The sequence below is a fragment of the Micromonospora sp. WMMD737 genome (assembly GCF_049179055.1).
GTDB lineage: Bacteria > Actinomycetota > Actinomycetes > Mycobacteriales > Micromonosporaceae > Micromonospora > Micromonospora reichwaldensis.
The window spans coordinates 2,685,191-2,707,563 of sequence record NZ_JBMHMH010000001.1 but is presented as its reverse complement, the minus strand read 5'-3'; the positions used below and the strand labels follow the sequence as shown (position 1 = coordinate 2,707,563).

Sequence of the window (22,373 nt, the reverse complement as noted above, 5' to 3'; positions counted from 1 at the left end):
TCGGCCCATGCCAATCTCGAAGGGAAAGGACCGGAGATGACACCTCCGCACAACTACCTGGCGGTCATCAAGGTCGTCGGCATCGGTGGCGGCGGCGTCAACGCCGTCAACCGGATGATCGAGGTTGGGCTCAAGGGCGTCGAGTTCATCGCGATCAACACCGACGCGCAGGCGCTGCTCATGAGCGACGCCGACGTGAAGCTCGACGTCGGCCGTGAGCTGACCCGCGGGCTTGGCGCCGGCGCCAACCCCGATGTCGGCAAGAACGCCGCCGAGGACCACCGCGACGAGATCGAGGAGGTGCTCAAGGGCGCCGACATGGTCTTCGTGACCTGCGGTGAGGGCGGCGGCACCGGCACCGGCGGCGCGCCCGTGGTGGCGAACATCGCCCGCAAGCTCGGCGCGCTGACCATCGGCGTGGTCACCCGGCCGTTCTCGTTCGAGGGCAAGCGCCGCCAGGTGCAGGCGGAGTCCGGAATAGACGAGCTGCGCAACCAGTGCGACACGCTGATCGTCATCCCCAACGACCGGCTGCTGGCGCTCGGCGACCGCAACATCAGCATGATGGACGCGTTCCGCACCGCCGACCAGGTGCTGCTCTCCGGTGTCCAGGGCATCACCGACCTGATCACCACGCCGGGTCTGATCAACCTGGACTTCGCCGACGTCAAGAGCGTGATGAGCGGCGCGGGCAGCGCGCTCATGGGCATCGGCAGCGCGCGGGGCGAGAACCGTGCCGTCGAGGCGGCCGAGGCGGCCATCTCCAGCCCGCTGCTGGAGCAGAGCATGGACGGCGCGCGCGGCGTGCTGCTCTCCATCGCCGGCGGGTCGGACCTGGGCCTGTTCGAGATCAACGACGCGGCCCAGCTCGTCACCGACGCGGCCCACCCCGACGCCAACATCATCTTCGGCGCCGTCATCGACGACGCCCTCGGCGACGAGGTGCGGGTCACCGTCATCGCGGCGGGCTTCGACGGCGGCACGCCGGCGTACAAGGCGGCCGAGCCGCCCCGCAAGAGCAACCAGAACCAGCCGGCGCAGCCGAGCGCCCCGGTCGCGCCGCCGGCCACCATGCCGGCCCCGCAGCAGTCGCCCCGCCGGGTGCTCTTCGACGACGTCGACGTGCCCGACTTCCTCAAGAACGGTTCCTGAGTACCGGCGATGACCGACAGCCCAGCCACGGTGCGCCCGGACCGGCGCGCCGAGATCGCGGCCGGCCTGGGCCGCGTACGGTCCCGGATCGCGGACGCCTGTGCCGCCGCGGGTCGGGACGACTCCGAGGTCACCATGATCGCGGTGACCAAGACCTACCCGGCCGGGGACGTGGTGGCCCTGGCCGGGCTCGGCGTCGTCGACATGGGGGAGAACCGCGACCAGGAGGCGTCCGTCAAGTCGGCCGAGGTGGCCGCGGCGGGGGTGACGCCCCGGTGGCACTTCATCGGGCAGTTGCAGCGCAACAAGGCCCGGTCGGTGGTCCGCTACGCCGACGTCGTGCACTCGGTCGACAGTGTCCGGCTGGCGCGGGCGCTGGACGCGGCGTCGGCGGCGGCGCGGGACCGGCCGCTGGACGTGCTGGTCCAGGTGAGCATCGACGGCGACGCGGCCCGTGGCGGGGCGCTGCCCGGCTCGGCCGACCCGGGCGCCGGGCTCGGCGCGGTGGCCGAGGCGGTGGCCGGCGCGGAGGCGCTGCGGCTGACCGGCCTGATGGCGGTGGCGCCGCTGGGCTGGGAGCCGGAGCGGGCGTTCGCCCGGCTGGCCGAGGTGGCCGCCGGTTTCCGGACGGTCCACCCGGGAGCCGCCGCGCTCTCCGCCGGGATGAGCGGCGACCTGGAAATCGCGATCCGGTACGGCGCGACACATGTCCGCGTCGGCAGCGCGTTGCTCGGAATGCGTCCCACGCTGCGGTAGCCTGACCGCGGGAAGCAAATTACATCTGTGTTGTTTGGGGGAGCGGCATCCCGTTGTCGGGGGTCGTGGCACGCGACGCGAATCGCGTGCCAGGGGATTGCCGATCCGCTCCGGTGGGCAAAGTGGTCCACTCGCGACAAGCGACACGGTACGGGGGCGCGTGCCGCACGGCGGACGGGAAGGGCGCGGGATGGGTGCACTGCGCAAGGCGGGGGTCTGGCTCGGTCTGGTCGAAGAGGACGACGAGCGGGCCTACGACGACGGTGGCTACGACAAGGGTGGCTACCGCGATTCGCGTTACCGGCAGAGCCGGTACTCGGAGGAGTTCGCCGACGACGACGAGGACGACTCCGAGGAGCCGCCGGCGCCCCGGTCCCGGCTGAGCGACCGTGGCCGGCTCTCCGAGCGCGCCGCCGGCCGGGTGGCCGACGCCGAGCGGGGCGACACCGACCGGCCGGAGCGGGCCGAGCGTTCCAGCGTCCGCTCCATCACCCGGCCGTCGGCCGGCGACACGTCGGGCGCGCTCACCTACCACACCCGCGACAACCTGGCCCTGGCGCCGCAGGCGCAGCCCCGGGAGCGGGCGGTGGTCGCCGAGGAGGAGCAGCGCTACCAGATCACCACGCTGCACCCCACCACGTACCGGGAGGCGCGCACCATCGGTGAGCACTTCCGCGACAACGTTCCGGTGATCATCAACCTCACCGAGATGGACGAGGCCGACGCGCGCCGACTTGTGGACTTCGCCGCCGGCCTCGCGTTCGGGCTGCGGGGTACGATCGAGCGCGTGACCAATCGGGTGTTCCTGCTCTCACCGGCCAATGTCCAGGTCACCGCGGAGGACAAGGCCAAGATCGCCGAGGGCGGCTTCTTCAGCCTGAGCTAGCCCCGCCCGACCCGAGGGACGTCGCCTGCCGTGTTGTCGATCGTGCTGCAAGTGCTGTATCTGGTGCTCTACTTCTTCCTGCTCGTCCTGCTGGCCCGGTTCGTCCTGAGCGCCGTCCTGCAGTACGGCCGTCGCTGGCAGCCGGGGCGTGGGGCATCGGTGGGGCTGGAAATCGTGTGGAGCGTCACTGATCCCCCTCTCAACGCGTTGAGGCGTGTGATCCCTCCGTTGCGAATTGGTACCGTGAGCATCGACCTGGCCTCACTTGTGCTCCTGGTTATCCTGTTCGTGCTGATGGAGTTCGTGTTGAGGCGGTCGATCATCGGCACCGTCTGATGACCGACGCGCTTTCGCGGCCGCAACTGACCCGAGGAGTTTCGATGCCGCTGACCCCGGCCGACGTCCACAACGTCGCCTTCAAAAAGCCGCCGATCGGCAAGCGGGGCTACGACGAGGAGGAGGTCGACGCTTTCCTGGACGAGGTCGAGCGCGAGCTTGCCCGTCTCATCGAGGAGAACAACGAGCTGCGCGCCCAGGTGGAGCGCGGCGGCCGTGGTGGCGCCCCCGCCGGCCCCGGCGGCGACGCCCGTCTCGCGGCGGAGCTCAACGACGTCAAGGCCCAGCTCGACCGGGTGCAGCGCGACAAGGCGGCGGCCGAGCAGGCCGCCCGCGCGATGCAGGCCGAGCTGGAGCAGGTCCGCTCCGCCGGTGGCCCGGCCGTCGGCGGCGCCGACGGTGAGCAGCAGGCGCTGCGGGTGCTGATGATGGCCCAGCGGACCGCCGACGACCACGTCTCCGACGCCCGTCGCGAGGCCGACCAGCTGCTCTCCGAGGCCCGTTCCAAGGCCGAGGAGGTCACCCGCGAGGCCCGCGCCAAGGCCGACGCCCTGGAGCGCGACGCCCGCCAGCGGCACCAGGAGGCCATGGGCGGCCTGGACGCCAAGCGCACGGCCCTGCAGAAGCACATCGAGGAGCTCAAGCAGTTCGAGCGTGAGTACCGCACCCGGCTCAAGGCCTACCTGGAGAGCCAGCTGCGTGACCTCGACGGCCGCGGCCAGGGCCTGGAGGTCGAGATGACCCGTGGTGGTGAGGGCACCCGGGCCGCCGGCGGCGGCAACGGGCTGGCCACCGCAGGGCTCGCCGGCTCCTACGGCGGCGGCGGTCGCTCCGGCGCTCTCGAGACCGGGCGCTGAACCATCGGTCGGCGGCCGTCGTCACGATGACGGTCGCCGACCTCGCCTCATCAGCACGACGCGGCGGGGGTGAGCCGTGATAGTCGCCAGTCTCCTGCTCATCCTCGTCGCGGTGGTGCTGCTGGTGCTCGGCCTGGCCGGTGGCTCCAGCGTTCTCCTGACCATCTCCATCGCGGCCAGCCTGCTGGCCGCCGTCGCGCTGGTCGCGGGCGCCCGCCAGGCGGCCGCGGACCGGGCGGCGGCGGACCACCCGGGCCGGCCGGGGTGGCGACCCCGTCGGGCGACCCGCCCGGCCGGACCGGCCTTCGCCGGTGGGCCGCCGGCGGAGCCGGAGATCCCCGTCCAGCACGTTCCTTCCACGGTCGACGCCGACGGCACCGGGTGGCGGCAACCGCCCGAGCCGCCGGTGACCGACGGCGCCGTACCGGCCGCCACCATGCCCGGTGCCGGCGCCGTCCCAGCCGCCACCACGCCAGGCGCCGGCCCCGCCGCACCGGACCACGACGAGCCGCCCGCGCAGGACGTCACGCCGGGCGAGGCCGCCCGGGTGGCCCGCCTCGCCGCCGAGGTGCGGGTGGTCGACGGGCGGCCCCGCTACCACCTGGCCGACTGCGCGTACCTGGTGGGGCGGGAGCACGAGCCGCTTCCGGTTGCGGAGGCCGTCGACCTCGGCTTCACCCCGTGCGCCCGCTGCGCGCCCGACACCGCCCTGCTCGCCGACGCCGGTCGGGTCTGAGCGGCGGGACGCTTCCTGATGGACGCCACGCTGACCGTCGCGGTCCGGGTGAAGCCCGGCTCCGCCCGGGCCCGCGTCGGCGGTCGCTTCGACGGGCCGCACGGGCCGGCCCTGGTGATCGCGGTGCACGCCCCCGCCGTGGACGGGCGGGCCACCGAGGCGGCCCGCCGGGCGCTGGCCGGGGCGCTGGGCGTACGGCCGGGCGTGGTGTCGTTGCGGGCCGGCGCGGCCAGCCGCGACAAGCTCTTCCTGGTCGAGGGGCCCGCCCCGGAGTTGACGGAGGCACTGCGCCGGCTGCGTGACGGGGCCGCCGGGTGACGGACGCCGGGGCCGGGCGGCGGTGACGCCGGGGCTGGATCTCGCGCTCCTGCTCGGTGCGGGTGTCCTGCTGGTCGCGGTCGGCGCGGTCCGGCTCTCCACCCGGCTCGGCGTGCCCAGCCTCCTGGCCTACCTGGCCCTCGGGGTGGCGATCGGGGAGGCGGGGCTGGGCATCCGCTTCGACGACGTCGAGCTGACCCGGACCCTGGGCTTCTGCGCGCTCATCGTGATCATCGCCGAGGGCGGGCTGACCGCCCGGTGGAGCACCCTGCGTCCGGTGCTCGGGCTGGCCGCGCTGCTCTCCACGGTCGGCGTGGTGGTCAGCATCCTGGTCGTCGGCCTCGTCGTGCACCTGCTGCTGGGACTGGACTGGCGGCTGGCCCTGCTCTACGGCGCGGTGCTCTCCTCCACCGACGCGGCGGCGGTCTTCGCCACGCTGCGCCGGCTGCGGCTGCCGCCCCGCCTGGTGGCCACCCTGGAGGCGGAGTCGGGGATGAACGACGCCCCGGTCGTGCTGCTGGTGGTGCTGCTGTCCCGGGAGGGCGTCACCCACCCGTGGTGGTACGAGATCTCCCTGGTCAGCTACGAGCTGGGCGCCGGCGCGGCGGTCGGTCTCGCGGCCGGCGTGGGCGGGCGGTGGGCGCTGCGCCGGGCGGCGCTGCCGTCGGCGGGGCTCTACCCGATCGCGGCGGTCGGGCTGACCGTGTTCGCCTACGCCGCCGGCGCGGTGCTGCACGCCTCGGGTTTCCTCGCCGTCTACGTGGCGGGGGTGATCCTCGGCAACGCCCGGCTGCCACACCGGCAGGCGATCCTCGGCTTCGCCGACGGCCTGGCGTGGCTGGCCCAGATCGGGCTCTTCGTGCTGCTCGGGCTGCTCGTCTCGCCGGGCCGGCTGGGCTCGGCGGTGCTGCCGGCGGTGGTCGCCGGGCTGGCGCTGGTGCTGCTGGCCCGGCCGCTGTCGGTGGCGGCGTCCGCACTGCCGTTCCGGTTCGGCCTGCGCGAGCAGGCGTTCCTGTCCTGGGCGGGGCTGCGCGGGGCGGTGCCGATCGTGCTCGCCACCATTCCGCTGTCGGAGCGGGTGCCGGGCGCCGACCGGCTCTTCGACTCGGTCTTCGTACTGGTGGTGATCTTCACGCTGCTGCAGACCGGGACGCTGGCCCCGGTGGCCCGCCGGCTGCGGGTGACCGCGCCGGCCGAGGCGACGGAGATCCGGGTGGAGACGGCGCCGCTGGAGCGGATGGGCGCGGACCTGCTCCAGCTGGAGGTGCCGCCCGGTTCCCGGCTGGCCGGGGTGCACGTCGACGAGCTGCGGCTGCCGCTGGGCGCCTCGGTGACCCTGGTGCTGCGCGACGGGGCGGGCGTCGTGCCCGGCCCGGACTTCCGGCTGAAGACCGGCGACACCATGTTGATCGTGGCCACGGCCGGGGTGCGCGACGAGGCGGAGCGGCGGCTGCGGGCGGTCAGCCGGCGGGGCCGGCTGGCCCGCTGGTTTGGCGAGTACGGCCGGGGTCCCGACGCGTGATCTGCTAGCGTTCCTTTTGCCCCGGTTAGGGATGACCAGGGGCCGAACGCCGGTACGTCGGAGCGGCACGTTGTCGTGCGCCTGTACGTTCCGTATTCTTGCGAATCTCCGGAGTGCGCGGCCCCGTCGCTGCGCGCCCCTTTTGTACCTGGGGGCGCCGATGCCGGCGGCCCCTGTCCAGGTGCCGCGGAAGACCGCGGTTCCGCGGCCGAGGGAGCGACGATGGCGAAGCCAGCCGACACCAGGACCGCCGGCCGGAAGCCGGTGGCGAAGGCCACCCGCAGCGCTGCGGAGACCGAGAAGATCCGGGCGGCCCTGGCGGCGCGGCGTGACGAGTTGCGCGCCGAGTACGATCGGACGCTGAGCGAGATCACCGAGCTGCAGCGCGACCGGCTGACCGACTCGGCCGGGGACGACCAGGCCGACACCGGGACCAAGACGTTCGAGCGTGAGCAGGAGATCTCACTCGCCAACAGCATCCTGGAACGGATCACGCAGGTCGAGCGGGCGCTGGAGCGGCTCGACGAGGGTGGCTACGGCTGGTGCGAGCGGTGCGGCAACCCCATCCCGGTGGAGCGGCTCGCCGCCTTCCCGTCGGCCACCCTCTGCGTGACGTGCAAGCAGCTGGAGGAGCGGCGCTGAGGCCCGCTCCCCGGCGGCCATGGGAGGCGGCGCGGACGCGTCGCCGCGAGCGTCGATGGGGAGCAGATGTCCGAAGCACCGCCCGCCGGGCCCGGCAGCGCTGAGCCGGGTGCCGGCAGCGCCGAGCCGAGGTCCGGCACGTCCCACCGCCGGGCCGCGGCCACCCTGTTCGGGCTCGCGCTCACGGTGCTCGCCGCCGACGCGGCGACCAAGCACCTCGCCCTGGGCGCCCTCGAGGACCGTGAGCCGGTCAGGCTGCTCGGCGGTGCGGTCTACCTCAGCCTCACCCGCAACAGCGGCGCGGCGTGGAGCATCGGCGCCGACTACACCTGGGTCTTCCCGCTGATCACCCTCGGGGTGGTCGGTTGGATCGTCTGGATGGCGCTGCGCCTGCGCTCGCTGCCCTGGGGGATCTCGCTGGGCCTGGTGCTGGGCGGGGCGCTGGGCAACTTCGCCGACCGGGTCTTCCGCGCCCCGGGCTGGTTCGTGGGGCACGTGGTGGACATGGTCAGCGTCTTCGCCCCGTACGGCCGGGTGTTCCCGGTGTTCAACCTGGCCGACAGCGCCCTCGTCTGCGGCGTGCTGCTCGCCCTCCTGCTGGAGTTGACCGGCCGGCAGCGTGACGGCAGCCGGATCGGCCACGGCGAGTCCACCGACGAGGCGGCGGCCCAGGCCGACGCCGGGCAGCGGGAGCGGGCATGACCGCCGCCTTCGCCGCCGGCGGCGACCACCGTTCCCTGCCCGTCCCCGACGGCCTCGACGGCACGCGGCTCGACCAGGCCGTGTCGCGGCTGTTCGGGCTGTCCCGCACCGCCGCCGCGGCCCTGGTCGACGCCGGCGACGCGCTTGTCGACGGGGCCGCCCGGCCGAACTCCTACCGCGTGAAGGCCGGCTCCTGGCTGGAGGTGACCCTGCCCGCGCCGGTCGCCCCGCCCACCGTGGTGCCGCAGGCGGTCCCCGGGCTGCGGGTGGTGTACGCCGACGACGACATCGTGGTGGTGGACAAGCCGGTCGGCGTCGCGGCCCACCCGAGCCCCGGCTGGACCGGCCCGACGGTGATCGGCGCGCTGGCCGCCATCGGGCACCGCATCTCGACCAGCGGCGCCGCCGAGCGGCAGGGCGTGGTGCACCGGCTCGACGTCGGCACCACGGGCATCATGGTGGTGGCCAAGAGCGAGCAGGCGTACACCGCGTTGAAGCGGGCGTTCAAGTACCGCGAGGTGGAGAAGCGCTACCACGCGGTGGTGCAGGGGCATCTGGACCCGCTGCGCGGCACCGTCGACGCCCCGATCGACCGGCACCCCACCCACGACTACCGCTGGGCGGTGGTCTCCGGCGGCAAGCCGAGCATCACCCACTACGACACGGTGGAGGCGTTCCCGGCGGCGAGCCTGGTCGACGTGCGGCTGGAGACCGGGCGCACCCACCAGATCCGGGTGCACTTCTCGACGCTGCGGCACCCGTGCGTGGGCGACCTCACGTACGGCGCCGACCCGACCCTGTCCGCCCGGCTCGGCCTGTCCAGGCAGTGGCTGCACGCCCGGTCGCTGAGCTTCCTGCACCCCCGCACGGGGGACGAGGTGCGCTTCGTCAGCGACTACCCTGACGACCTGGACCGGGCGCTCGAGATCCTCCGCGACTGAGCGTCGTCCCGCCCGTGACGATCCGACGAAGGGGGTCCCGCCGTGTGTGCCGGTGCCCCCGCCCCGACCGTGGGCGAAACGTCGGAACCCGCGCGGGGCGTGACGCCACCATCACCGACACCGGCCGGACCGGCTGGCGGCGGGTCGCCGCCGGCGGTCCCGTCGACCTCCCCGTACGCCGGCGCAACCGGCGTACCGGGGCCCGTGCCGTGACGGGACGAAGAACCGAAGGTGCGTAGACGGGTGTGGTCCGAATAGGGTTTCGTTCGTAGCCTGTCAGACGGGCATCGATGGCGCTGGGAGGGCGAGCCGTGGAGGGCAGCGAGACCGGCTGGGGGCGGCCGGCCGAACCAGCACCGCGGTGGCGGGCGCTGCTCGACCGGGCCCGGCACGGCAGCCGCACGGCCGAGCAGGCCGAGGCCGACCGACACGCCGATCCGCCGCCCCTCCCGCCGGAGCCGCTGCCCCGCCGCTCGTCGGGCAACGGCTATGCCGCGCGGGTGCCGGCCATCGGGCGGGCCCCCGAGCCGTACGCGCCGGAGCCCGGCCCACCGCCGTACGGCGCAGATGGCCCACCGCCGTACGGCGCGGACGGCCCACCGGCGTACGGCGCGGAGTACGGCCGCCCGGTCGACGCCGGCTACCGGGCCGAGGCCACCTACCGGGTGGAGCCGGCCTACCGGGTGGACCCGCTGGAGCCCGCCTACCGGGTGGAGCCGGAGCAGCCGCCCGAGCCGGGCTACCGGTCTGATCCGGTCGAGCCGTCCTACCGGGCGGATCCCATCGAGCCGTCCTACCGGTCCGATCCGGTCGAGCCGAGCTACCGGTCGGAACCGGTCGAGCCGTCCTACCGGGCGGATCCCATCGAGCCGAGCTACCGGTCGGGCTCCATCGAGCCGTCCTACCGGGCGGACCCGGGGTATCCGGCCGAGCCGGCGTACCGCGTGCCGGCCCAGCCCCCGCCGCCCCGCATCGAGACCGAGCCGCGCCGGGGCCCGGGTCCGGTCGAGTCGCGCTACGCGGTGCTGGACAACGGCTACCGGCACGAGCCGCCCCCGGTCGAGTCCCGCTACGCGGTGCTCGACAACGGCTATCGCTCCAGGCGCGCCCACCAGGCCCCACCCGCCGCGCCACCGCCGGCCGTGCCACCGCCGGTGGTACCGCCGCCCGCCGCGCCACCGCCCGTTGTGCCGCCGGTCGCCGCGCCACCGCCCACCGCACCGCCGCCCGCCGAGCGGGGCTACCCGGCGCGCGTCGAGTGGCGCCCGCGCGGCACGGAGAACGAGGTGGAGCGCGCCGTCGGGGTGCTCCGCCGCGACCTGGGCACCCCCCGGGTGCTCGCGTTCGCCAACCCGAAGGGCGGCGTGCACAAGACCACCGCCACCGTGCTGGCCGCGGCGACCGTCGGCAGCGTACGCGGGCGGGGTGTGCTGGCCTGGGACGACAACGAGCTGCGCGGCACGCTCGGGCTGCGCGCCGGCAGCGCCCGGCACGCCCGCACCATCCGGCACCTGGTCGGCGATCTCGCGCACGTCGAGATCAAGGAGGGCGCCGAGCTGCTGGCGCACCTGGACGACTACCTGCGCCACGCCTCCGACGGCTCGTACGACGTGCTGGCCGGCGAGGAGAGCCCCCGCTTCGCCCAGCGGCTCGACCAGTTCACCGTCCGGCGGGTGCTGGAGTTGCTGCGGCGCACCCACGACGTGGTCTGCGTGGACACGGGCAACAACGTGGAGAGCGCCAACTGGCGCACCGTCATGCAGGCGGCGGACCAGCTCGTGGTGACCACCGTGCCCCGCGAGGACGCCGCGTTCAGCGCCGACTGGATGCTGGACCTGCTGCACGAGGTCGGGATGGGGGAGCTGGCCGACAACGCGGTCACCCTGATCTCCTGCCCCACCCCGGGCCGCTCGCCGTTGCAGGACGACCTGGAGCGGCACTTCGCCACCCGTACCCGGGCCGTCGCCGTGGTGCCGTACGACCCGGCGCTGGAGACCGGCTCCTCGATCGAGTACCACCAGCTCCAGCAGGAGACCCGGCAGGCGTGGCTGAAGGCCGCCTCGGTGATGCTGGAGCCGTTCGCCCGGTGAGCGGGTTGTGCCGCCACCGACGGCCCACGGCGCCCACGGGCCTGAGAGGATCACCGGGTGAGCGCGGACACCCCCGAACCCGACCGGCCCGGCCGCCGGCCCGACGAGCCGGGGGCACCGGCCGCCTGGGCGGCACCCGACCGGCCGGCCCGCGTCGGCCCCGACGACCCGTACGCCGCGCGGGAACCTGCCCCGTCGTACGACGCGGGTACGACACCGCCGCACGTCCCGACCGACGCGCCGTGGCAGAGCACGACCGGCGCACCGGCGTACGCCCCGACCGGCGACGCGTGGCGGGCACCGGCCGGCGCGCCGCCGCACGACGGGCCGCTGGGGTACGTCGGCGGCAACACCGACCTCGGGTACGCCGCCGGCTATCCGCCCGTGCCCGTGGAGCCGGACCTGCCGCGCGGGCGGGCGGTGCGGCTCGCCCTGCTGGCGGTGCTCGCGACGACCGTGCTCGGGGTGCCGCTCGGGCTGCTCTGGGCCGCCCTCGCGCCGGACACGCCGGTGATCAAGGTCGCCGAGGGGGCGATCTACGCCGAGCCGCAGCCGGAGCAGCCGATCGCCGCCGACGGCTGGTTCAGCCTGCTGGGGCTGGGCTTCGGGGTGCTCACCGCCCTCGTGCTGTGGTTCCTGCTGCGCCGGCTCCGGGGACCGGTCGGGCTGTCCGTCGCCGTGCTCGGCGCCTTCGGCGCGGCGCTGGTCGCCTGGCAGGCGGGCCGGCGCACGGGGCTGGCCGGCTACGAGCGGCTGCTGGAGAGCGCGCCCGTCGGACAGGCCTTCGAGAAGCCGGCCGACCTGCGGGCCGGCGGGATCGAGTGGGTGTTCGGCGTGCTGCCGGTGCCGCACGGCAACCTGCTGCTGCCCGCGTTCGGCGCGGCCGTGACGTACACCCTGCTGGCCGGCTGGTCCCGCTGGCCGTCGTTGCGCCCGGAGCACGCGCCCGGCGTGCCTGGGCTCAGTTGGGGGTCGGCGGAGACGCCAGCTCCGTCAGCGGCACCGGAACCGCCCGCACCTGGCGCAGCAGCGCCGCCTCACGGTTGAGCAGGCGCAGCTCGGCGCGGAGCCGGGCGGCGGTGTCGTCGATGGCGAGCAGCCGCTGCCGGTCGGCCACGGTCAGCACGGCCGTCGCGGCCACCAGGTGCGACAGCACCGTCGGATCCTCCGGCAACTGCTCGGACAGCTCCTCGGGATCGGCCCGGATCAGGCCCAGGTACTGCCGGAAGACCGAGATCACCCGGGCGGCGAGCAGGTCGGCGACCTCGTCGGGCCCGCCCGGCTCGGGCAGCCACTCCACGTCGGCGGTCAGGTAGGGCTCGGTGTCCCGGTCGACGTCGGTGACGCGGAACCTGCGCTTGCCCACCGTGACGAGGTCGAAGCCACCGTCGGGGCGCTCGGTGACCTGCCGCAGCTCGGCGGTGCAGCCCACCTCGTGCAGGGTGACGTCGCCGCCACCGGGCAGCGGCTTGCCGTCCGGCCCGGTCGGGGCGACCTCCCAGCCGGCCCGGATGGCCACCACGCCGAACTCGCGCGGGGCGTCCTCGGGCAGCGCGACCAGGTGCCGGACCAGGGCGCGGTAGCGCTCCTCGAATATGTGCAGCGGCAGCACCAGACCGGGAAAGAGGACCATTCCGAGCGGAAACACCGGCAGCCGCGCAGTCACGCGTCGAGCGTAGCCCGATCCCGGCGCGACGGCGTGGCCCGGCTCACCGTCCCGGCGTACGGGCGGCGCCGGTCGCCGTCCGGGCGGGCCGCCTAGACTCGCAAGGGTGTTGAACCGGATCGACCTGCGCGGCGGCGTCCGTGACCCGCGCCGCCTGCTGCCCCGTGCCCAACTCGACGTCTCCGTGGCCGTCGAGCGGATCCGCCCCCTCGTGGAGGCGGTCCGGGAGCATGGTTACCCGGCGATCCGGGAGGCCAGTGAGCGCTTCGACGGGGTCTCGCCCGAGGTGCTGCGGGTGCCCGCCGAGGCGATCGCCGAGGCGGAGGGCACCCTCGCTCCCGAGGTGCGCGCCGCGCTGCTGGAGTCCATCGCCCGGGCCCGCAAGGTGCACGCCGACCAGCGCCGCACCGACCACACCACCCAGGTGGTGCCGGGCGGCACGGTGACCGAGCGCTGGGTGCCGGTCGACCGGGTCGGCCTCTACGTCCCCGGCGGCCTGGCGATGTATCCGTCGACCGTGGTGATGAACGTGGTGCCGGCCCAGGCGGCCGGGGTGCGTTCGCTGGTGGTGGCGAGTCCGCCGCAGAAGGAGAACGGCGGGCTGCCCGACGCCCGGGTGCTCGCCGCCTGCGCCCTGCTCGGTGTCGACGAGGTCTACGCCGTGGGCGGCGCCCAGGCCGTGGCGATGCTGGCGTACGGCGCGGCGGTCGACGCCGAGGGCGCCGCGCACTGCGACCCGGTCGACATGATCACCGGACCGGGCAACATCTGGGTCACCGCCGCCAAGCGGCTGCTGCGCGGCGTCGTCGGCATAGACGCCGAGGCCGGCCCGACCGAGATCGCCATCCTGGCCGACGACACCGCCGACCCGGCGCACGTCGCGGCCGACCTGGTCAGCCAGGCCGAGCACGACCCCCTCGCGGCCAGCGTGCTGGTGACCCCCTCGGTCGAGCTGGTGGAGGCCGTGGAGCGGGAGCTGGCCCGGCAGGTGCCGGCCACCAAGCACGCCGAGCGGGTCACCACCGCGCTCACCGGCGAGCAGAGCGGCGTCGTCCTGGTCGACGACCTCGACGCCGGGCTGCGGGTGGTCGACGCGTACGCGGCCGAGCACCTGGAGATCCAGACCCGGGACGCCCGCGAGTGGGCGCTGCGGGTGCGCAACGCCGGGGCGATCTTCGTCGGCGCCTGGTCGCCGGTGTCGCTCGGCGACTACTGCGCCGGCTCCAACCACGTGCTGCCCACCGGCGGCTGCGCCCGGCACTCCTCCGGGCTGTCGGTGCAGTCCTTCCTGCGCGGCATCCACCTGGTCGACTACTCGGAGCAGGCGCTGCGCGAGGTGGCCCCGCACGTGGTCACCCTGGCCGGCGTCGAGGACCTGCCGGCGCACGGCCGGGCCGTGCAGGTGCGCTTCCCGGGGGAGCTGGCGTGAGCGAGCGCAGCGAGCGAACCAGCAGGCTCAGCCCCGATGCCGTCGCCGAGCGAAGCGAGGTGGCGGCATGACCACCCTCGACGACCTGCCGATCCGCGACGACCTGCGCGGGCTGTCGCCGTACGGGGCGCCGCAGCTCGACGTGCCCGTGCGGCTGAACACCAACGAGAACTCCTACCCGGTGCCCGAGCCGGTGGTGGACGCGATCGGCAAGGCCCTCGCGGCGGAGCTGCGCGACCTCAACCGCTACCCGGACCGCGACGCCGTGGCGCTGCGCGCCGACCTGGCCGGCTACCTGGGCCACGGGCTCACCGCCGAGCAGGTGTGGGCGGCCAACGGCTCCAACGAGATCCAGCAGCAGCTGCTCCAGGCGTTCGGCGGCCCGGGGCGCAGCGCGCTCGGCTTCGTTCCCGCGTACTCGATGCACCCGCTGCTGGCCCTCGGCACCGGCACCCGGTGGGTGCCGGCCCGCCGCGGCGTCGACTTCGGGCTGACCGCCGACGAGGCGGTCGCCCAGGTCCGCGCGCACGCCCCGGACGTGGTCTTCCTCTGCTCGCCGAACAACCCCACCGGCACCGCCCTCGACCCGGCGGTGGTCGCCGCGGTGCTGGACGCCGCGCCCGGCATGGTGGTCGTCGACGAGGCGTACGCCGAGTTCGCCCGCCCCGGCACGGTCAGCGCCCTGGCGGTGCTGCCCGGCCACCCGCGGCTGGTGGTGACCCGGACGATGAGCAAGGCGTTCGGGTTCGCCGGTGGCCGGCTGGGCTACCTGGCGGCCGACCCGGCGGTGGTGGCGGCGGTGCAGCTGGTGCGGCTGCCGTACCATCTCTCGGCGCTCACCCAGGCCGCGGCCCGGGCGGCGCTGGCGCACCGCGACGCCCTCCTCGACACGGTGGCCGCGATCTGCGCGCAGCGGGACCGGATCGTGGCGCGGCTGCGCGAGCGGGGGGTGCAGGTGGCCGACAGCGACGCCAACTTCGTGCTGTTCGAGGTCGGCGGCGACCAGGCCGCCGCCTGGCGCACCCTGCTCGACGCCGGCGTGCTGGTGCGCGACGTGGGCCTGCCCGGCTGGCTGCGGGTCACCGCCGGCACCCCCGCCGAGACCGACGCCTTCCTGACCGCGATGGAGAAGATCTGATGAGTCGGACCGCCCGCGTGGAGCGGATCACCAAGGAGACGAAGGTCCTCGTCGAGATCGACCTCGACGGCACCGGCCGGGCCGAGATCGGCACCGGCGTCGGCTTCTACGACCACATGCTGCACCAGATCGCCCGGCACGGCGGCTTCGACCTGACCGTGCGCACCGTGGGTGACCTGGAGATCGACGCCCACCACACGATGGAGGACACCGCGCTCGCCCTGGGCGCCGCGTTCGACCAGGCGCTGGGGGACAAGGCCGGCATCCGGCGGTACGGCTCGGCCACCGTCCCGATGGACGAGGTCCTCGTCCGGGCCGCGGTCGACCTCTCCGGCCGTCCGTACGTGGTGCACGACGAGCCGGTGCTGGCCCCGTACATCGGGCCGGTCTATCCGACCAGCATGACCCGGCACATCTGGGAGTCCTTCGGCCAGGCGGCCCGGATCACCCTGCACGTGGACGTGCTGCGGGCTGCCCGCCCCGGCGGTCACCCGGACGCCCACCACGTGGTGGAGGCCCAGTTCAAGGCGGTCTCCCGCGCGCTGCGCGAGGCCACCGCCGTCGACCCGCGCGCGGCGGGCGCGATCCCCAGCACGAAGGGGGCCCTGTGAGTGTGAGCGCGAGGAACGCAGCGCAGCGGAGTCCCGCAGTCGCGAACGGAAGGTTGGCCCTGTGAGCGCGAGGAACGCAGCGCAGCGGAGTCCCGCAGTCGCGAACGGAAGGCGGTCCTGATGGGGGGGGTGCTGCCGACGTTGCTGCTGATCCTGGCCGGTGTGCTGGTCGGCGGGGCGTGGTCGCTGCACAAGCAGGGCGCCCCGCGTGCGGCGGTGGTCGTCACGGCGCTGCTCGCCGCGCTGGCCACGGTCGGCGGCGTGCTGTGGCTGCTGCCGGGGGAGGGCGCGTGAGCCGCGTGGTGGTGCTCGACTACGGGTCGGGCAACCTGCGTTCGGCCGAGCGGGCCCTGACCCACGCCGGTGCGGACGTGACGGTGACCGACGACCTGACCGCCGCCGCCGAGGCGGACGGCCTGGTGGTGCCGGGTGTGGGCGCGTACGCCGCCTGCATGGCCGGGATCGAGGCCCTCGGCGCCGGCCCGGTGATCGCCGAGCGCGTCGCCGCCGGCCGTCCGGTGCTGGGCATCTGCGTGGGCATGCAGGTGCTCTTCGAACACGGCGACGAGCACGGGGTGGTGACCAAGGGGCTCGGGCTGCTGCCCGGAGGGGTGACCAGGCTGGCCGCCCCCCGGCTGCCCCACATGGGCTGGAACACGGTCGCGGCGCCGGCGGGTTCGGTGCTCTTCGCCGGCCTGCCCGCCGACAGCCGGTTCTACTTCGTGCACTCGTACGGGGTCGGGGACCCGGGCGCGCTGGCGGAGGCCGGCGCCACGGTCACCACCGCCCACCACGGGACGGACTTCGTGGCGGCCGTGGAGCGGGGTCCGCTCTGCGCCGCGCAGTTCCACCCGGAGAAGTCCGCCGACACCGGTGCCGCGCTGCTGCGCAACTGGCTCGCCACGCTGTCCACCGGTGACTGAGCGCCTGCCCGGTGCGGCGGTCCCGCTCCGGCCCGCCACCGGGCGCCCTGTCGGGCGCCCACGACCAACCGGACGACCGCGCCCCCGGCGGGACACGCCGTGAGCAAGGAGCGGGCCCGGCGCCGGGCGGCCCGGGAGGCCGAGGCCGCCCGGGAACGGGCCGTCCGCGAGCGGCGGACCGCCCGGCGGTCGCGGCGGCGGGCACTGGTCCGCCGGTTGACGCCGTCGCTGCGCCGGGGGCGGACGGGCCGGCTGCCCCGGCACAGTCGCGGCGAGCGGGCCGCCATCGTGCTGTCGACCCTGGTGGCGATGGTCCTGATCTGGTCGCTCGTCGACGACCTGGCGCTGCGCATCGCGCTGGTCGTGCTGTTGCTGCTCGTACTGCCGGCGATCGTGGTGATCGCCCTGGACCGTCGTACCTGACTTCGAGGAGAAATACCGTGAGCCTCACCCTGTTGCCCGCCGTGGACGTCGCCGACGGTCAGGCCGTCCGACTCGTGCAGGGAGCCGCCGGCAGCGAGACGACGTACGGCGACCCGTTGGAGGCCGCGCTCGCCTGGCAGCGGGACGGCGCCGAGTGGATCCACCTGGTCGACCTCGACGCCGCGTTCGGTCGGGGGTCCAACGCGCACCTGCTGGCCGAGGTGGTGCGGCAGCTCGACGTGAAGGTGGAGCTGTCCGGCGGCATCCGCGACGACGAGTCGCTGCACGCCGCGCTCGGCACCGGCGCCGCCCGGGTGAACATCGGCACCGCCGCCCTGGAGGATCCCCTCTGGTGCGACCGGGTGTGCGGGGAGTACGGCGACCGGGTGGCGATCGGGCTGGACGTGCGGGGCCGTACCCTCTCCGCCCGGGGCTGGACGCGCGACGGCGGCGACCTCTTCGAGGTGCTGGAGCGGCTGGACAAGGCGGGCGCGGCGCGTTACGTCGTCACCGACATCACCAAGGACGGCACGATGCGCGGGCCGAACCTGGACCTGCTGCGTGAGGTCTGCGCCCGCACCGACGCCCCGGTGATCGCCTCCGGCGGCGTCTCCACCCTGGACGACCTGCGGGCGCTGGCCACCCTGGAGCCGATCGGGGTGGAGGGCGTGATCGCCGGCAAGGCGCTGTACGCGGGCGCCTTCACCGTGGCACAGGCGCTGGAAACCCTGGCGGCGGCGTGACCGTCACGCGGCTCGGCTCGGGCGGCCCCTGGGAGTCGGTGTACGGCTACTGCCGGGTCGTCCGGGCCGGCGACCTGGCCTGGACGGCCGGCTGCACCTCGACTGTGGACGGCGTGGTCACCCACGTCGGGGACGCGGCGGCGCAGACCGCGCAGGCCCTGCGGATCGGCCTGGACGCGCTCGCCGAGGTGGGCGCGGAGCCGGGGGACGTGGTGCGGACCCGGATGTACGTCACCGACCGGACGTACGCCGACGAGGTGGGCCGGGCGCACAACGTGGTCTTCGGCGCGGTCCGTCCGGCGGCCACCATGGTGGTGGTGGCCGGCCTGCTCGACCCGGACCATCTGGTCGAGGTGGAGTTGGAGGCGTACCTCGGCGAGCGCTGAGCCCCGGGAAGCGCGCCGAGACGGTGCCGCTGCGCGCGACCTGATCGGTTGCGCACAATCTAATCGCGCGCTACGGTTTCCCGGTGACCGACCATCTGGTACTGCGCCGGCAGGTGTGCTTCGCGCTCTACGCCGCGTCGCGCGCCCTCACCGACGTCTACCGGCCCGTCCTCGACGAGTTCGGCCTGACCTACCCGCAGTACCTGGTGCTGCTGGTGCTCTGGGAGCGCGACGACGCCCCCACGGTCTCCGAGCTCGGTGCCGCCCTGCGACTGGACTCCGGCACGCTCTCCCCGCTGCTCAAGCGGCTGGAGGGGGCGGGGCTGGTCGTCCGGACCCGGTCGGCGCGCGACGAGCGGCGGGTGGAGGTGGGCCTGACCGGCGACGGGCGGACCCTGCGGCAGCGGATGGACGAGGTGCCGCTGCGGGTCGCCCGCGCCACGGGCCTCACCGAGGGGGAGCTGGTCGCCCTGCGCGACACCCTCACCCGGGTCACCGAGACGATCCACCGACAGAAGGAGCAGTGACCACCATGCAGGTGCTCTACACCGCGTCCGCCCGGGCCACCGGGGACGGTCGGGACGGCCACGTCCGCACCTCCGACGGCACCGTCGAGCTCGACCTGGCCGTGCCGAAGGAGATGGGTGGCGCCGGCGGCGCCGCCAACCCCGAGCAGCTCTTCGCGGCCGGCTACGCCGCCTGCTTCCACTCGGCGCTTCGCCTGGTCGCCCGCAGGGCGAAGGTCGACGTCTCGGGCTCGGTCGTCGAGGCCGAGGTCGGCATCGGCGCCAACGGCAGCGGCGGCTTCGGGCTGGCGGTCACCCTCCTGGTCGACCTCCCGGCCGTCGAGCGGGCCGCCGCCGAGCAGGTCGTCGAGCAGGCCCACCAGGTCTGCCCGTACTCGAACGCCACCCGCGGCAACGTCGAGGTCGCCCTCACCGTGCGCGAGGCGCTGTGAGCGCCCGCAACCGGGAGATCCACCTGGCCTCCCGCCCGCAGGGCTGGCCGACCGCGGACAACTTCCGGCTCGTCGAGACCGAGGTGCCCACCCCGGGCGCGGGGCAGATCGTGGTCCGCAACCGGTACGTGTCGGTCGACCCGTACATGCGGGGGCGGATGAACGACGTCAGGTCCTACGTGCCGCCGTTCGCGCTGGACGCCCCGCTGGACGGTGGGGCGGTCGGCGAGGTGGTGGCCAGCGAGGTCGAGGGCCTCCAGCCCGGCGACACCGTGCTGCACGGCCTCGGCTGGCGCGAGTACGCGCTGCTCGACGCGCGGGCCGCCCGGAAGGTCGACCCCGACCTCGTCCCGGTCAGCGCGTACCTGAGCGTGCTCGGCATGACCGGCCTGACCGCGTACGCCGGGCTGCTGGACGTCGCCGGCATGAAGGCGGGGGAGACCGTCTTCGTCTCCGCCGCCGCCGGCGCGGTGGGCAGCCTGGTCGGCCAGATCGCCAAGCTGCGGGGCGCGGCGCGCGTGGTCGGCAGCGCGGGCTCGGCGGCCAAGGTCGAGCGGCTGCGCGCGCTCGGCTTCGACGCCGCCTTCGACTACCACGACGGGCCGGTGCGCGACTCGCTGAAGGCCGCCGCCCCGGACGGCGTCGACGTCTACTTCGACAACGTCGGCGGCGACCACCTGGAGGCGGCGATCTCCGCGATGAAGGTGCACGGCCGGGCCGCGATCTGCGGCATGATCGCGCAGTACAACGACACCGAGCCCCCGGCCGCGCCGCGCAACCTGGCGCTGGTCATCGGCAAGCGGCTCACGCTGCGCGGCTTCCTGGTCGGCGACCACGGCCACCTGCGCGACGAGTTCGTGCGCGAGATGGCCGGCTGGCTGCGCGACGGCAGGGTCTCGTACGACGAGACGGTCGTCGACGGCATCGAGAACGCCCCGGAGGCGTTCCTCGGCCTGCTGCGCGGCGAGAACCTGGGCAAGATGCTCGTCCGCGTGTAAGGAAGGGCCCCTTCCTAACTTCCGGGAGCGCGGCGGCGCACCGCGCCGGCGGTGGTCGGCCTCACAGGTCGGTCACCGCCGGTGCCGGGAAGGATAGGCTCGCGGCATGACGGTGGCGGTGCGGGTCATCCCGTGTCTCGACGTGGACGCCGGTCGGGTGGTCAAGGGGGTCAACTTCCTCGACCTGCGCGACGCCGGCGACCCGGTGGAACTGGCGGCGGCGTACGACCGGGCCGGCGCGGACGAGCTGACCTTCCTCGACGTCACCGCCTCCTCCAGCGACCGGGGCACCATGCTCGACGTGGTCCGCCGCACGGCGGAGTCGGTCTTCATCCCGCTGACCGTCGGCGGTGGCGTCCGGCAGGTCGCCGACGTCGACACCCTGCTGCGCGCCGGCGCGGACAAGGTCGGGGTGAACACCGCCGCCATCGCCCGCCCCGAGTTGATCGCCGAGATCGCCGACCGCTTCGGCCGACAGGTGCTGGTGCTCTCGCTCGACGTGCGGCGCTCGCCCGGCGGCGGCACGCCCAGCGGTTTCGAGGTGACCACCCACGGCGGTCGCCGCGGCACCGGGCTGGACGCGGTCGAGTGGGCCCGGCGCGGCGCCGAGCTGGGCGCGGGCGAGCTCCTGCTGAACTCGATGGACGCCGACGGCACCAAGGCCGGCTTCGACCTCGAACTCATCGGCGCGGTGCGCCGGGTGGTGGACGTGCCGGTGGTGGCCAGCGGCGGCGCGGGCGAGGTGGCGCACTTCGCGCCGGCGATCGGCGCCGGCGCCGACGCGGTGCTCGCCGCCAGCGTCTTCCACTTCGGCGAGCTGACCGTCGCCGAGGTCAAGGACGCGCTGCGCGGGGCCGGGCACCCCGTCCGCTGACCGCCCGCGCGATCCGCCCGGTCCCTCCGGCCCGCGTGATCCGGCCCGGTCCCTCCGGCCCGCGCCCGGCCCGTCGGGGCCCGTTCAGTCGCGGCGGGAACGGTTCTCGGGGGAGCGCCGGGGCGCCGGGATCGAGCGCACCACGTATTCCTGGACGGCGGCGGCGTGGTCGGCCTCGTCCAGCTGCCAGTCGGCGCTGACGGGGGCGTGCCGCCGGGCCAGGACGCCCTGCACGGTGTCCACCGTGGTGGCCAGCCCGGCGCTCGGCCTGGTGCGCCAGAGGCGCTCACCGTCGGAGGTGATCCGGAACCAGCCGTCGGTGACGCTGACCAGCCCGGCCCCGACGAGGCGACGGACCGCCGCCTCCACCTCGTGCCGCTCGGGGATCGCCTGGTTGAGATGGTCGGCGGTGGAGAGCACGTCGGCGAGGCGTACGCCCTCGGGGCGGCGGCTGCTCGCCGCGCGGCGGTGGCGTCCCGCACCGCTGGCGATCACCACCGAGACGAAGATCCAGGCATCGGTCCAGCGCCATCCGTTCTCCCCCATGCGAGGATTCTGCCGGGCGTGGCGTCCGAAGGGAACACCCGGCGTCCGGGTCGCGTCAGGTGGCGGGGAGCGGCGCGACCGGGCCCGGGGCGGGGTCCTGCGGCCCGGGGACCGTGAACAGCGGCAGGAAGACCTGGGTCAGCGGGCCGATGCCCAGCGCGTAGGCGATCGTGCCGACGCCCACCGTCCCGCCGAGCAGCCAGCCCAGCGCCAGCACCGTGACCTCAATGACGGTGCGGACGAGCCGGATCGAGCGGCCGGGCCGGCGGGCGACGTAGCCGGTCATGAGGCCGTCGCGGGGGCCGGGTCCGAGGCGGGCGCCGAGGTAGAGGCCCGTCGCCGCCCCGTTGGCCACGATGCCGGCGACGAGCATCCCGGCCCGTACGCCCAGCGACCCGCCGGCCGGCATCAGCGCGAGTGTCGCGTCGACCACCAGCCCGACCACCAGCGCGTTGCTGACCGTGCCGAGGCCGGGACGCTGGCGCAGTGGTATCCAGAGCAGCAGCACCAGCACGCCCACCGCGATGGTGACGGTGCCGATGGAGAGGCCGGTCAGCTCGGACAGGCCCTGGTGGAACACGTTCCACGGGTCCAGGCCCAGCTCCGAGTTGATCATCAGGGCCATGCTGACGCCGTAGAGGACGAGGCCCGCGTAGAGCTGGCTCAGCCGCCGCGCGGGGCGATGTCGGAGATTGCCAATCGGTGTCACCCATGCCACGCTAAAGGCCAATTGGCGCAGC

Annotated in this window: 28 protein-coding genes; 25 read left to right on the top strand and 3 right to left on the bottom strand. The window is 74.7% G+C overall.

The genetic code is table 11. From position 1 onward, the window contains the following. Nucleotides 1–36: 36 nt before the first annotated feature. The 13 genes from ftsZ to ACN27A_RS10805 all read left to right on the top strand — a co-directional run bounded on the left by ftsZ (nt 37) and on the right by ACN27A_RS10805 (nt 11,985). Nucleotides 37–1,152 (top strand): cell division protein FtsZ, encoded by a 1,116-nt coding sequence (gene ftsZ, locus ACN27A_RS10865; RefSeq protein WP_132236307.1) that lies wholly within the window; start codon nt 37–39, stop codon nt 1,150–1,152. Between the two features lie 9 nt (nt 1,153–1,161). Continuing rightward, nucleotides 1,162–1,908: a YggS family pyridoxal phosphate-dependent enzyme gene (locus tag ACN27A_RS10860; RefSeq protein WP_421452100.1), complete on the top strand. Its 747-nt coding sequence runs from the start codon at nt 1,162–1,164 to the stop codon at nt 1,906–1,908. Between the two features lie 190 nt (nt 1,909–2,098). Next, a complete protein-coding gene (locus tag ACN27A_RS10855; protein ID WP_421452097.1) occupies nt 2,099–2,794 on the top strand; it encodes a cell division protein SepF in 696 nt (231 codons plus the stop codon). 30 nt (nt 2,795–2,824) lie between these two features. After that, nucleotides 2,825–3,130, top strand: a complete 306-nt coding sequence (locus ACN27A_RS10850) for a YggT family protein (protein WP_088999245.1) — start codon at nt 2,825–2,827, stop codon at nt 3,128–3,130. A gap of 44 nt (nt 3,131–3,174) precedes the next feature. Beyond that, nucleotides 3,175–3,987 carry a DivIVA domain-containing protein gene (locus ACN27A_RS10845; RefSeq protein ID WP_311411629.1) on the top strand — a complete coding sequence of 271 codons (813 nt, stop codon included), beginning with the start codon at nt 3,175–3,177 and terminating at the stop codon, nt 3,985–3,987. 76 nt (nt 3,988–4,063) lie between these two features. After that, complete coding sequence (locus ACN27A_RS10840; RefSeq protein ID WP_421452094.1) at nt 4,064–4,723, top strand: hypothetical protein; 660 nt, start codon at nt 4,064–4,066, stop codon at nt 4,721–4,723. 18 nt (nt 4,724–4,741) lie between these two features. After that, complete coding sequence (locus tag ACN27A_RS10835; RefSeq protein WP_421452091.1) at nt 4,742–5,041, top strand: DUF167 domain-containing protein; 300 nt, start codon at nt 4,742–4,744, stop codon at nt 5,039–5,041. A gap of 22 nt (nt 5,042–5,063) precedes the next feature. Next, entirely contained in the window at nt 5,064–6,563 is a 1,500-nt protein-coding gene (locus ACN27A_RS10830) for a potassium/proton antiporter (RefSeq protein ID WP_421458434.1), read from the top strand. A 222-nt stretch (nt 6,564–6,785) separates the two neighbouring features. Continuing rightward, nucleotides 6,786–7,205, top strand: a complete 420-nt coding sequence (locus ACN27A_RS10825; RefSeq protein WP_121400566.1) for a TraR/DksA family transcriptional regulator — start codon at nt 6,786–6,788, stop codon at nt 7,203–7,205. Between the two features lie 66 nt (nt 7,206–7,271). After that, entirely contained in the window at nt 7,272–7,907 is a 636-nt protein-coding gene (lspA, locus tag ACN27A_RS10820; protein ID WP_421452088.1) for a signal peptidase II, read from the top strand. Further along, a complete protein-coding gene (locus ACN27A_RS10815) occupies nt 7,904–8,848 on the top strand; it encodes an RluA family pseudouridine synthase (RefSeq protein ID WP_311411633.1) in 945 nt (314 codons plus the stop codon). The genes lspA and ACN27A_RS10815 overlap by 4 nt, the downstream gene beginning before the upstream one ends. 290 nt (nt 8,849–9,138) lie before the next feature. Then, a complete protein-coding gene (locus ACN27A_RS10810; protein WP_421452085.1) occupies nt 9,139–10,938 on the top strand; it encodes an AAA family ATPase in 1,800 nt (599 codons plus the stop codon). 57 nt (nt 10,939–10,995) lie between these two features. Beyond that, a complete protein-coding gene (locus ACN27A_RS10805) occupies nt 10,996–11,985 on the top strand; it encodes a DUF2567 domain-containing protein (protein WP_421452084.1) in 990 nt (329 codons plus the stop codon). Here ACN27A_RS10805 and ACN27A_RS10800 read toward each other — a convergent pair. Next, nucleotides 11,900–12,604, bottom strand: coding sequence for an LON peptidase substrate-binding domain-containing protein (locus ACN27A_RS10800; RefSeq protein WP_421452082.1), 705 nt, complete (start codon nt 12,602–12,604; stop codon nt 11,900–11,902). The two genes, ACN27A_RS10805 and ACN27A_RS10800, sit on opposite strands and share 86 nt — an antisense overlap. A gap of 106 nt (nt 12,605–12,710) precedes the next feature. On the opposite strand from ACN27A_RS10800, the gene hisD reads away from it, so the two are divergent. From hisD to hisF, 12 genes are all read left to right on the top strand, one after another. Next, entirely contained in the window at nt 12,711–14,033 is a 1,323-nt protein-coding gene (gene hisD, locus ACN27A_RS10795) for a histidinol dehydrogenase (protein ID WP_421452079.1), read from the top strand. Nucleotides 14,034–14,100: 67 nt separating this feature from the next. Beyond that, nucleotides 14,101–15,171: a histidinol-phosphate transaminase gene (locus ACN27A_RS10790; protein WP_421452077.1), complete on the top strand. Its 1,071-nt coding sequence runs from the start codon at nt 14,101–14,103 to the stop codon at nt 15,169–15,171. Further along, nucleotides 15,171–15,782, top strand: coding sequence for an imidazoleglycerol-phosphate dehydratase HisB (gene hisB, locus ACN27A_RS10785; RefSeq protein WP_132236332.1), 612 nt, complete (start codon nt 15,171–15,173; stop codon nt 15,780–15,782). Before ACN27A_RS10790 ends, hisB begins: the two co-directional genes overlap by 1 nt. 120 nt (nt 15,783–15,902) lie before the next feature. Continuing rightward, nucleotides 15,903–16,076, top strand: coding sequence for a hypothetical protein (locus ACN27A_RS10780; RefSeq protein ID WP_421452075.1), 174 nt, complete (start codon nt 15,903–15,905; stop codon nt 16,074–16,076). Next, nucleotides 16,073–16,705: an imidazole glycerol phosphate synthase subunit HisH gene (gene hisH, locus ACN27A_RS10775; protein ID WP_421452072.1), complete on the top strand. Its 633-nt coding sequence runs from the start codon at nt 16,073–16,075 to the stop codon at nt 16,703–16,705. The genes ACN27A_RS10780 and hisH overlap by 4 nt, the downstream gene beginning before the upstream one ends. 99 nt (nt 16,706–16,804) lie before the next feature. Beyond that, complete coding sequence (locus ACN27A_RS10770; RefSeq protein WP_421452070.1) at nt 16,805–17,128, top strand: hypothetical protein; 324 nt, start codon at nt 16,805–16,807, stop codon at nt 17,126–17,128. A 17-nt stretch (nt 17,129–17,145) separates the two neighbouring features. Continuing rightward, complete coding sequence (gene priA, locus ACN27A_RS10765; RefSeq protein WP_121400575.1) at nt 17,146–17,871, top strand: bifunctional 1-(5-phosphoribosyl)-5-((5-phosphoribosylamino)methylideneamino)imidazole-4-carboxamide isomerase/phosphoribosylanthranilate isomerase PriA; 726 nt, start codon at nt 17,146–17,148, stop codon at nt 17,869–17,871. Beyond that, the gene (locus ACN27A_RS10760) at nt 17,868–18,257 is read left to right on the top strand and encodes a RidA family protein (protein WP_132236340.1); all 390 of its coding nucleotides are present in this window, start codon (nt 17,868–17,870) and stop codon (nt 18,255–18,257) included. The genes priA and ACN27A_RS10760 overlap by 4 nt, the downstream gene beginning before the upstream one ends. Nucleotides 18,258–18,340: 83 nt before the next feature. Beyond that, nucleotides 18,341–18,784, top strand: a complete 444-nt coding sequence (locus ACN27A_RS10755) for a MarR family winged helix-turn-helix transcriptional regulator (RefSeq protein ID WP_421452067.1) — start codon at nt 18,341–18,343, stop codon at nt 18,782–18,784. Between the two features lie 5 nt (nt 18,785–18,789). Next, nucleotides 18,790–19,215, top strand: a complete 426-nt coding sequence (locus ACN27A_RS10750) for an organic hydroperoxide resistance protein (protein WP_421458433.1) — start codon at nt 18,790–18,792, stop codon at nt 19,213–19,215. Then, a complete protein-coding gene (locus ACN27A_RS10745; protein ID WP_421452065.1) occupies nt 19,212–20,213 on the top strand; it encodes an NADP-dependent oxidoreductase in 1,002 nt (333 codons plus the stop codon). Before ACN27A_RS10750 ends, ACN27A_RS10745 begins: the two co-directional genes overlap by 4 nt. Before the next feature lie 106 nt (nt 20,214–20,319). Then, the gene (gene hisF / locus ACN27A_RS10740; protein ID WP_421452062.1) at nt 20,320–21,087 is read left to right on the top strand and encodes an imidazole glycerol phosphate synthase subunit HisF; all 768 of its coding nucleotides are present in this window, start codon (nt 20,320–20,322) and stop codon (nt 21,085–21,087) included. 84 nt (nt 21,088–21,171) lie between these two features. On the opposite strand, the gene ACN27A_RS10735 is transcribed toward hisF, so the two are convergent. After that, nucleotides 21,172–21,633, bottom strand: coding sequence for a hypothetical protein (locus tag ACN27A_RS10735; RefSeq protein ID WP_421452059.1), 462 nt, complete (start codon nt 21,631–21,633; stop codon nt 21,172–21,174). A gap of 55 nt (nt 21,634–21,688) precedes the next feature. Then, nucleotides 21,689–22,342 carry a YczE/YyaS/YitT family protein gene (locus ACN27A_RS10730; RefSeq protein WP_132236350.1) on the bottom strand — a complete coding sequence of 218 codons (654 nt, stop codon included), beginning with the start codon at nt 22,340–22,342 and terminating at the stop codon, nt 21,689–21,691. Between the last annotated feature and the right edge of the window lie 31 nt (nt 22,343–22,373).

Excerpts from the sequence above, each read along its gene's own strand:
- ACN27A_RS10845 (WP_311411629.1), top strand. The coding sequence starts at position 3,175 with ATGCCGCTGACCCCGGCCGACGTCCACAACGTCGCCTTCAAAAAGCCG.
- ACN27A_RS10815 (WP_311411633.1), top strand. The coding sequence starts at position 7,904 with ATGACCGCCGCCTTCGCCGCCGGCGGCGACCACCGTTCCCTGCCCGTC.
- ACN27A_RS10790 (WP_421452077.1), top strand. The coding sequence starts at position 14,101 with ATGACCACCCTCGACGACCTGCCGATCCGCGACGACCTGCGCGGGCTG.
- ACN27A_RS10780 (WP_421452075.1), top strand. The coding sequence starts at position 15,903 with ATGGGGGGGGTGCTGCCGACGTTGCTGCTGATCCTGGCCGGTGTGCTG.
- ACN27A_RS10810 (WP_421452085.1), top strand. The coding sequence starts at position 9,139 with ATGGCGCTGGGAGGGCGAGCCGTGGAGGGCAGCGAGACCGGCTGGGGG.
- ftsZ (WP_132236307.1), top strand. The coding sequence starts at position 37 with ATGACACCTCCGCACAACTACCTGGCGGTCATCAAGGTCGTCGGCATC.
- hisB (WP_132236332.1), top strand. The coding sequence starts at position 15,171 with ATGAGTCGGACCGCCCGCGTGGAGCGGATCACCAAGGAGACGAAGGTC.
- ACN27A_RS10835 (WP_421452091.1), top strand. The coding sequence starts at position 4,742 with ATGGACGCCACGCTGACCGTCGCGGTCCGGGTGAAGCCCGGCTCCGCC.
- ACN27A_RS10860 (WP_421452100.1), top strand. The coding sequence starts at position 1,162 with ATGACCGACAGCCCAGCCACGGTGCGCCCGGACCGGCGCGCCGAGATC.
- lspA (WP_421452088.1), top strand. The coding sequence starts at position 7,272 with ATGTCCGAAGCACCGCCCGCCGGGCCCGGCAGCGCTGAGCCGGGTGCC.
- ACN27A_RS10750 (WP_421458433.1), top strand. The coding sequence starts at position 18,790 with ATGCAGGTGCTCTACACCGCGTCCGCCCGGGCCACCGGGGACGGTCGG.
- ACN27A_RS10855 (WP_421452097.1), top strand. The coding sequence starts at position 2,099 with ATGGGTGCACTGCGCAAGGCGGGGGTCTGGCTCGGTCTGGTCGAAGAG.
- ACN27A_RS10825 (WP_121400566.1), top strand. The coding sequence starts at position 6,786 with ATGGCGAAGCCAGCCGACACCAGGACCGCCGGCCGGAAGCCGGTGGCG.
- hisF (WP_421452062.1), top strand. The coding sequence starts at position 20,320 with ATGACGGTGGCGGTGCGGGTCATCCCGTGTCTCGACGTGGACGCCGGT.
- ACN27A_RS10735 (WP_421452059.1), bottom strand. The coding sequence starts at position 21,633 with ATGGGGGAGAACGGATGGCGCTGGACCGATGCCTGGATCTTCGTCTCG.